Genomic DNA, 8,866 nt, shown 5'->3' on the forward strand with positions numbered 1-8,866 from the left:
CTTTGTCTCCGCCGTTTTTGTTTGTACGGTTGGTTGATGCCGTCTTGAGGAATTTTCGCGCATTCCCATATCTGGTTTGAAATGGACCCGGCTCGATAGAGGGGGTCCGTCACCGTAAGCTGATCCGGTGCCGCAAAGCGGGCCGGTGATGAAAGGAGACAGGTATGAATCTAGAGAAATACTCCGAGCGCGTTCGGGGCTTCATCCAGTCCGCACAAACGCTCGCACTATCCAGAAATCATCAGCAGTTCACGCCCGAACATATCCTGAAGGTTCTCGTCGATGACGATGAAGGCCTTGCCGCGTCGCTGATCGAGCGCGCCGACGGTCGTCCGCGCGACGTCAAGCTCGGCGTTGAGGCGGCACTCGAGGCGATGCCGAAGGTCGAAGGCGGCAACGGCCAGCTCTATCTGGCGCAGCCGCTGGCCAAGGTGTTTTCCACTGCGGAAGAACTGGCCAAGAAGGCCGGTGACAGTTTCGTCACCGTCGAGCGTCTGCTGCAGGCGCTTGCCATGGAGAAGTCGGCCAAGACCGCCGATATCCTGGCCAAGGCCGGCGTCACCCCGCAGGCGCTGAACCAGGTCATCAACGATGTTCGCAAGGGCCGCACGGCCGACTCGGCTTCTGCGGAGCAGGGCTATGACGCGCTGAAGAAATATGCGCGCGACCTGACGGCGGACGCCCGCGCTGGCAAGCTCGATCCGGTCATCGGCCGCGACGACGAGATCCGCCGCACCATCCAGGTCCTGTCGCGGCGCACCAAGAACAACCCCGTGCTGATCGGTGAGCCCGGCGTCGGCAAGACGGCGATCGCCGAAGGCCTGGCGCTGCGCATCGTCAATGGCGACGTGCCGGAATCGCTCAAGGACAAGCAGTTGATGGCGCTCGACATGGGCTCGCTGATTGCCGGTGCGAAATATCGCGGCGAGTTCGAGGAGCGGCTGAAAGCGGTCCTGTCCGAAGTGACGGCTGCGAATGGCAACATCATCCTGTTCATCGATGAGATGCACACGCTGGTCGGCGCCGGCAAGGCCGATGGCGCAATGGATGCCTCGAACCTGCTGAAGCCGGCGCTTGCACGCGGCGAGCTTCACTGCGTCGGCGCGACCACGCTCGAAGAATATCGCAAGCATGTCGAAAAGGATGCCGCACTTGCGCGGCGTTTCCAGCCGGTGTTCGTCGAGGAACCGACCGTCGAAGATACGGTCTCGATCCTGCGTGGCCTGAAGGAGAAATACGAGCAGCACCACAAGGTGCGCATCTCTGACTCCGCGCTGGTTTCGGCTGCAACGCTGTCGAACCGCTACATTGCCGATCGGTTTCTCCCGGACAAGGCGATCGATCTGGTCGACGAGGCTGCGTCGCGGCTGCGGATGCAGGTCGATTCCAAGCCGGAAGCGCTGGACGAGGTCGACCGCCGTATCATGCAGCTCAAGATCGAGCGCGAGGCGCTGAAGGTCGAGACGGACGAAGCCTCGAAGGACCGGCTTGTCCGGCTTGAGAACGAGCTTGCCAATCTGGAAGAGGAATCGACCGAGATCACCTCGAAATGGCAGGCGGAAAAGCAGAAGCTCGGGCTCGCCGCCGACCTCAAGAAAGAGCTTGAAGAAGCCCGCAACGACCTCGCCATTGCCCAACGCAAGGGCGAGTTCCAGAAGGCGGGCGAGCTTGCCTATGGCCGCATCCCTGAATTGGAAAAGCGCCTGCAGGAGGCGGAAGCCCAGGACGGCAAGGTCGGCATGGTCGAGGAAGTGGTCACGCCTGACCACGTTGCTCATATCGTCTCGCGCTGGACCGGAATTCCGGTCGACAAGATGCTGCAGGGCGAGCGCGACAAGCTGTTGCGCATGGAAGACGAGATCGCCAAGCGCGTCATTGGCCAGGGCGAAGCGGTGCAAGCCGTTTCGAAGGCGGTGCGTCGTGCGCGCGCCGGGCTTCAGGATCCGAACAGGCCGATCGGCTCGTTCATGTTCCTGGGCCCGACGGGTGTCGGCAAGACCGAACTGACCAAGGCGCTTGCAAGCTTCCTGTTCGACGACGAGAGCGCCATGGTGCGCATCGACATGTCGGAGTTCATGGAGAAGCACTCGGTATCACGGCTCATCGGCGCGCCTCCCGGCTATGTCGGCTATGAGGAGGGCGGTGCGCTGACTGAAGCGGTGCGGCGCCGGCCCTATCAGGTCATATTGTTCGACGAGATCGAGAAGGCGCATCCCGATGTCTTCAACGTGCTGCTTCAGGTGCTCGACGATGGCCGCCTGACCGACGGGCAGGGCCGCACGGTCGATTTCCGTAATACGCTGATCATCATGACGTCGAACCTCGGCGCTGAATATCTCGTCAATCTCGGCGAGGATCAGGATGTCGACATCGTTCGCGACGAAGTCATGGCGGTGGTCAAGGCGTCGTTCCGGCCGGAATTCCTGAACCGTGTCGACGAGGTCATCCTGTTCCACCGGCTGCGTCGCCAGGACATGGGCAAGATCGTCGAGATCCAGTTGAAGCGGCTGGAAAGCCTGCTTGCCGATCGCAAGATCAGGCTCGAGCTGGATGCCGAGGCAATCGACTGGCTGGCCAACAAGGGCTACGACCCGGCCTATGGCGCACGCCCGTTGAAGCGTGTCATGCAGAAGGAACTGCAGGACCCGCTGGCAGAGAAGATCCTGCTCGGCGAAATCCTCGACGGTTCGAAGGTGAAGGTCACTGCCGGTTCGGATCGGCTGAACTTCCGTTCGAAGCCGGTAAAGGTCGAGGCTGAAAAGGCGGCATGATCAGACGAAGCGAGGCGCAGATGACGTTGGACGAATACAACGGCTTTTGCGCCTCGCTGCCTTCCACCACTCATGTGGTGCAGTGGGGTGGGGCGCATGTGTGGAAAGTTGGTGGCAAGGTTTTTGCCATCGGCGGGTGGAACGACGGCGACGGCCTGTTCGTCACCTTCAAGTGCTCCGAAATGGCCTATGATATTCTGAAAGAACAGCCGGGTTTGCGGCCTGCTCCCTATCTCGCCTCACGCGGCATGAAATGGATACAGCGCCAGACCGGCGAAAGCATGGATCTTGGCGCGCTGAAGGACTATCTCCGCGAAAGCTACCGGCTCATCGTGCAGAAGCTTCCGAAAGCCACCCGCAAGGAACTCGGATTATAGACATAGCGCGGCCATCTTCATGCCGGGTTCATATTGGAACTTCTACGCGTATCAACGCATTTGCGGGTATCCGTATGATAGAGCGCGGGATGCTGCCGGTTCGCGGCGGCAAGGACGAATCGGGGATTTTGGCTAGAATGGTCGGCAAATTCTTTGTTGTTTCGGCTTTTGCAGCAGGGTTTTGCACCTTTGGCGCGCAGGCTTCCGTATCGTCGGATACGCGTTCGGAGGAGAATTCCCGGCGAATCGCCGTGAATGGCAGCGACGTGCTGCTCGCTCAGGCTGGCGACGTCGAAGTCTATTTCGACGGCAACGGCAACAGGGTCATCGTCGATTCCTACACTGGTCAGGTGATCGCTATTCAGCCGCCTCGCGGTGTCGTCGGCCAACGTGACCGAAGAGCTTTGCGCCAGCGCGAGTTGCGTCGCAGCGATCCCTATCAAGGCGATCCGGCCTATGGCGAACGCTCGCGGCGCGATGAGCTGCTTGGGCCGGCTGACGAAGGCTATGACGAATATCCGAACAATGGCGGCTATTCGCGCAATGTGCCGCGCGAAGAATTTCCGCCAGCTCCGGGCCGGGCGTTTCCCGATGAACAGGCCGATCCCAACGGTGGCTACGGGGCTGAGCCGCAGATCGTGCGGCGCGAGCCGGTCGAGCGGTCTCCGTTGGGGACCCCCGGGCTTGAAACGCCGCAGACATCGCCGTCGATCTCCGAGCCGCCCGCAATCGGTGGCGCCACGGTCGAACCGCCCACCACCTTCACCGCGCGCGAAGATGTCGCCGGCATGCAGATCCTCATGGATCGCGCCGGCGCTTCGCCCGGCGTCATCGACGGCAAGTTCGGCTCCAATGTCGACAAGGCGTTCGAGGCTTATCGGCAGCTGACGGGAACCAACCTGAAATCCACGGATACCGCTGCGATCAAGGAGGTGCTCGCGGCGTCCGGCGGCGATCCGTTCATCAACTACACCATCACGCCTGAAGATGCGGCCGGGCCGTTCGTGGCTTCGGTGCCTGCCGACTACAGCCAGAAGGCGCAGCTCGATCACATGAGTTACACCTCGGTTCCCGAGATGCTGGCCGAGCGGTTCCACATGGACGAAACCTATCTCAGGTCGCTCAACCCGCAGGCCAATTTCTCGCGGCCGGGCACGATCATCCGCGTCGCCAATATCGGCAAACCGGTTGCCACAAAGGTTCAGCGCATCATAGCCGACAAGGGGCTCAAGCAGGTTCGCGCCTATGACGCTGAGGGCAAGCTCGTGGCTGCTTACCCGGCAACGATCGGCTCGTCGGACACGCCGTCGCCCACCGGCACGCATGCGGTGTCGCGCGTCGCTCTCAATCCGAACTACACCTACAATCCCAAACTCAACTTCAAGCAGGGCGACAACGACAAGATCCTGACCATTCCGCCCGGTCCCAACGGTCCGGTCGGTACGGTGTGGATCGCGCTCGACAAGCCGACCTACGGCATCCACGGCACGCCCGATCCGTCCAAGATAGGCAAGACGGAAAGCCATGGCTGCGTGCGCCTGACGAACTGGGATGCGCAGGAATTGGCGAAGCTGGTGAGCCCGGGCGTCACGGTCGAGTTCACCGACTAGGCTGTGTCGATATTCAGGTGAGGGTGGCCTGCGAACGACGGCTTTCTGTGCTTCCGGTACTCACGTACCCAAATGTACGCTCCGTTCTGGTTCTCGAAGACCGACATTCTCGGTTCGCCCTGACCTGAATCTCAACACAGCCAGAGCTGTGGCCCTGAAGGTCGTTGGACTGCCGTTTCTTGTCGGCAGGCCGCTAACCGGGCTTCGCGCACGCGCATAATGTCGCTGCATGAGCACGCCCGAATCAACAATCCTGAACAACGCATTGCCGCCGAAGGCTGCCCGTACGTTCTGCCCGCCGGCGAGCCGCCGGTTCGTGATGTTCTCGGCGATACTCGCCTCCAGCATGGGCTTCATCGACGGTTCGGTCGTGTCCCTGGCGATGCCGGCGATCCGCGCCGATCTTGGTGCCTCGCTGATCGATGCCCAGTGGATCAGCAATGGCTACATGCTGTTTCTCTCCGCGCTCGTGCTGCTCGGCGGTGCGGCCGGCGATGTCTTCGGCGTTCGCAACATCTTTGCCGGTGGCATCGCGGTGTTCATGGTGACATCGCTGCTTTGCGCCATCTCGACGGATGCCGACATGCTGATCGTCATGCGCGCGTTGCAAGGCATGGGTGCGGCTTTCATGGTTCCGGGCAGCCTTGCCATCATTGCGAAATCCTTTCCGGCTGAAACGCGCGGCAAGGCGATCGGCCAATGGGCCGCCTTCTCTTCGCTGACGATGGCGCTGGGACCGTTTCTGGGTGGCATGGTTTTGTCGTTCGGCGACCCCTGGATGTGGCGGCTGATATTTGCGATCAACGTGCCCATCGGCGTTCTGGCGCTGCTCATGATCTTCGTCAAAGTGCCGGCGGACCGGCCGTCGGAGACGCGCCGCCTCGATATTCCGGGCGCAGTTCTGGCGACGGTGGGGTTGGGCGTCATCGCCTGGGGCCTGACCAGTTTCGGCCTGCCCGCTGAAGGTCAGCTTGTCGCGCCGATCATATGGGTCGTGATCGGCATTGCGCTTTTTGCCGCCTTCATTCTCTGGGAGAGCCATACCCGTTCGCCGATGGTGAAGCTGGAGCTGTTTCGCTCGCGCGCCTTTTCAGGTGCCAATCTTTATACGCTGATCCTGTTCTTTGCCTTCAGTGCCGTGCTGTTCTTCCTGCCGATGACGCTCGTTTCGGCTTGGGGCACCAAGGAATGGCAGGTCAGCCTGCTGTTCATTCCGCTGTCACTGTTCATCGCGCTGCTCTCCGGTTCCGCGGGCAGGCTTGCAGATCGGCGCGGGCCGCGGCTGCCGCTTACCCTGGGCGCGGCCATCGTGACCGTGTCCTATACCGGCCTGGCGCTCACCATGCCCCTGATGCAGATATGGACAGTGACGCTTCCCCTGCTGTTGCTGAACGGTCTCGGCATGGCGATCCTGGTATCGCCGCTCTCGGCGGCAGTGATGCTGGCGACGCCTGACGAGGATACCGGGCTTGCTTCAGGCGTGAACAATGCGGTTGCGCGGGCCGCGGGGCTGATGGCGGTTGCCGCACTCGGTGCCGTGGCCGGTCTGGTCTTTGCGAAAGTTCTCGGGGATGGCGCGCCGGGCATCGAATTCGGCGCATTTTCGCCGACGCCTTTGACGCCGGCGATAGAGGCCCTGCGCTTGGAGGCGACGAATCGGGCGTTTCAGGCCATTGCCGGGATATCAGCGGCGATGTGCGCGCTGGCGGGCATCATAGCCTGGGTGACCCAGCCGGCATGGCGCGAGAAAAGGTCTGATCTGCCAAGCTAGAGCAATTCCAGGAAAAGTGTGAAACGGTTTTTCGTCCGGAATTGCGTAAAAACAAATACTTAGAGCGGTTCAACCGCTCTAGACAGGCCGATCAGCGGGCGGCACTTTCCTTGGCGCTTGCCACCTTGAGCGTTCCCGCATTCTCTTCCTTGAGCAGGTCGTCGATCCGCTCGCGCTCGCGCTTGAAGGAAACGAGTTCGTCGCCGTTCAGAATGCGGCCAACCGGAAGGCGCACGCGCATCGGGTCGACCTTGGTGCCGTTGACGATGAGCTCGTAGTGAAGATGGGGGCCGGTCGCCAGGCCCGTCGATCCGAGATAGCCGATGACCTGGCCTTGGCGAACCCGTGCGCCCGGCACGATGCCCGAGGCGAATCCGCTCTGGTGATTGTAGGACGTCTCATAGCCGTTGGCGTGGCGGATGATCGTCTGCTTGCCGTAGCCGCCCGCCCATCCGGCCTTTTCGACGGTGCCGTTGCCGGCTGCGATGATCGGCGAACCGGTGGGTGCCGCCCAGTCGACGCCAGTGTGCATCCTGACATAGCCGAGGATCGGATGGCGGCGTCCACCGAAACCGGAGCGGAACACGCCGCTCGGCAGCGGATTGCGCAGCAGGAATTGCTTGGAGCTGCGGCCGTCCCCGTCGAAATAATCGAAGGTCCCGTCCTGCAGCTGGAATCGATAGAAATTGCGAGTCGCCCCGCCAAAGGTCGCCGAAACATAGAGGAGCTGTGATTCGTCCGACATCTGATCATCGCTGTCGGGCTGCGAGAACAGAACCTCGAGGTGGTCGGACGAATTGAGGCGCGATTGGAAATCGACATCCGAGGCGAGCAGCTTGATGAGCTGCTTGGTCATGTCCTTGGACATGCCGTAGGAATAGGCCGCGCGATAGATGCCGTCATAGATGCTCGGCAGGCTGCCGCGCGCGACCGGCGACGGCGAATCGTCGAAAGCCGTCAAAAGCTCGGGATTGGGCTCGGGCTCGTTCGTCGTCACATATTGCTTGCGGTCATTGAGCGCGATGGTCAGCAGGTGCTGGGTGCGGTCATAGACGCTGGTGCGCACGACCTGCGCCTTGTCGCCGCGTATCTCGAGACCGACCCGCAGCACCGTACCGGCCTTGAGCGTGGAGCCGTTCAGTATCTTCGTGATGGCCTCTGCCATGCTGGCGGCATCGTCGCCCGTGTAGCCTGAATCGTTGAAGGCTTCGGTGATGTCGTTATCAGCCGTGAAAGGGATGATGTCTTCGGCATAGGTCAGTGCCGAATCATCGCTGCCGATTCGCGGTGAGACGGAAACATTCTCCGGCACGATGCGAACGCCATAAGAGCCGGCGAGTGTCTGCGTCGCGAACGAACTTCCGAAACGTTCAGGGTCGACATAATGGAGTGCAGCCACCTGCACGTCGCCATCGGTCAGGATCGCCCCTGTCGTTCGCACCACCTGTTCGACCTCGTCGGCCGACAGGTCGCTCTTCTCGTCGAAGGCGGCGGTATCCATCGGGAAATCGACCGTCTTGAGGCTCATCTCGCTTTCGACCTTGACGCCGTAGATCTGGCCGGTTGGTGCGGCGGCGATCTGGGCCGCGCCGTCCTCGGCAAAGACGTCAAGCGGATCGAATGCGGGATAGCTGCGTGTGGTCTTGTAGCCGGCGGCCAATGCCATCTTGATCTGGACGAAGGGAACGGTGCGGACGACGTCGCGGTCGCCGACGCGGCTCGCCATGGAAACTTCCATGCGCCGCTTGTCCTTTGCCCGCGAAATCTGGCGCAGTTGCACCAGTCTTGCCGCTTTGGCGTCCTGGCCGCCGCCGTCCTTGTTCTGCGCCGCGCCGGTGTTCAGCGCGATTTCCGGCGGGGTCGCCAATTGCTCGCGCCCATCGAGGGCGGCGAAAAGGGCAACGCCCATGAGAACGCTGGAGGTGACCCCGGTAAGGAATGTGCCGGAAAGCCAGCGTGCCGATACCTCACGCCTGTCCGGCGGCCCGCTGCGCCCGTCGGCGATCAGTGGCGGCTCGTTGCCGAGTTCAGCTATGGTCTGATCCGTATCGTGCATTCAGAGCGGTGGCGTTTCCCGATCGGCAGCCGGCGTTTTATCTTGATTGCCCCGACAATTGCCTGTCGCGGCAGCCGAAGTCAAACGAAGGCTCCTGGTCTCGTGCCCGCTCTGGTGGATTCCCATATATAGAACGCGCGCGCGAAGGTCGTAATTTCGTTGCGAGGTGAGAGACATTGACGGGCATTGAGGCCTCAATAGGGCTCCAATGTGGCTGCGCCGGCAAAACACTATTGCCTTCGAGCGGCCTGACGCAGCGTCCGCAAGGGGCTCGCATTTTC

At 61.7% G+C, this 8,866-nt stretch carries 5 protein-coding genes; 4 read left to right on the forward strand and 1 reads right to left on the reverse strand.

Annotated features, from left to right (window positions below; all coding sequences use genetic code 11):
• Positions 1 to 164 precede the first annotated feature (164 nt).
• The 4 genes from clpB to G6N74_RS28090 all read left to right on the forward strand — a co-directional run bounded on the left by clpB (position 165) and on the right by G6N74_RS28090 (position 6,529).
• Positions 165 to 2,771 (forward strand): ATP-dependent chaperone ClpB, encoded by a 2,607-nt coding sequence (gene clpB / locus G6N74_RS28075; RefSeq protein WP_165121294.1) that lies wholly within the window; start codon positions 165 to 167, stop codon positions 2,769 to 2,771.
• A gap of 20 nt (positions 2,772 to 2,791) precedes the next feature.
• Positions 2,792 to 3,148 carry an MmcQ/YjbR family DNA-binding protein gene (locus G6N74_RS28080; protein WP_165121300.1) on the forward strand — a complete coding sequence of 119 codons (357 nt, stop codon included), beginning with the start codon at positions 2,792 to 2,794 and terminating at the stop codon, positions 3,146 to 3,148.
• A gap of 137 nt (positions 3,149 to 3,285) precedes the next feature.
• On the forward strand, positions 3,286 to 4,758 hold the full coding sequence (locus tag G6N74_RS28085) for a L,D-transpeptidase (protein WP_165121295.1): 1,473 nt from the start codon (positions 3,286 to 3,288) through the stop codon (positions 4,756 to 4,758).
• Positions 4,759 to 4,987: 229 nt separating this feature from the next.
• Positions 4,988 to 6,529, forward strand: coding sequence for an MFS transporter (locus G6N74_RS28090; protein WP_165121296.1), 1,542 nt, complete (start codon positions 4,988 to 4,990; stop codon positions 6,527 to 6,529).
• Positions 6,530 to 6,620: 91 nt separating this feature from the next.
• Here G6N74_RS28090 and G6N74_RS28095 read toward each other — a convergent pair whose 3' ends face one another.
• The gene (locus G6N74_RS28095) at positions 6,621 to 8,585 is read right to left on the reverse strand and encodes a M23 family metallopeptidase (RefSeq protein ID WP_165121297.1); all 1,965 of its coding nucleotides are present in this window, start codon (positions 8,583 to 8,585) and stop codon (positions 6,621 to 6,623) included.
• Between the last annotated feature and the right edge of the window lie 281 nt (positions 8,586 to 8,866).

This window comes from Mesorhizobium zhangyense (genome assembly GCF_011045115.1).
Taxonomy (GTDB): domain Bacteria; phylum Pseudomonadota; class Alphaproteobacteria; order Rhizobiales; family Rhizobiaceae; genus Mesorhizobium_M; species Mesorhizobium_M zhangyense.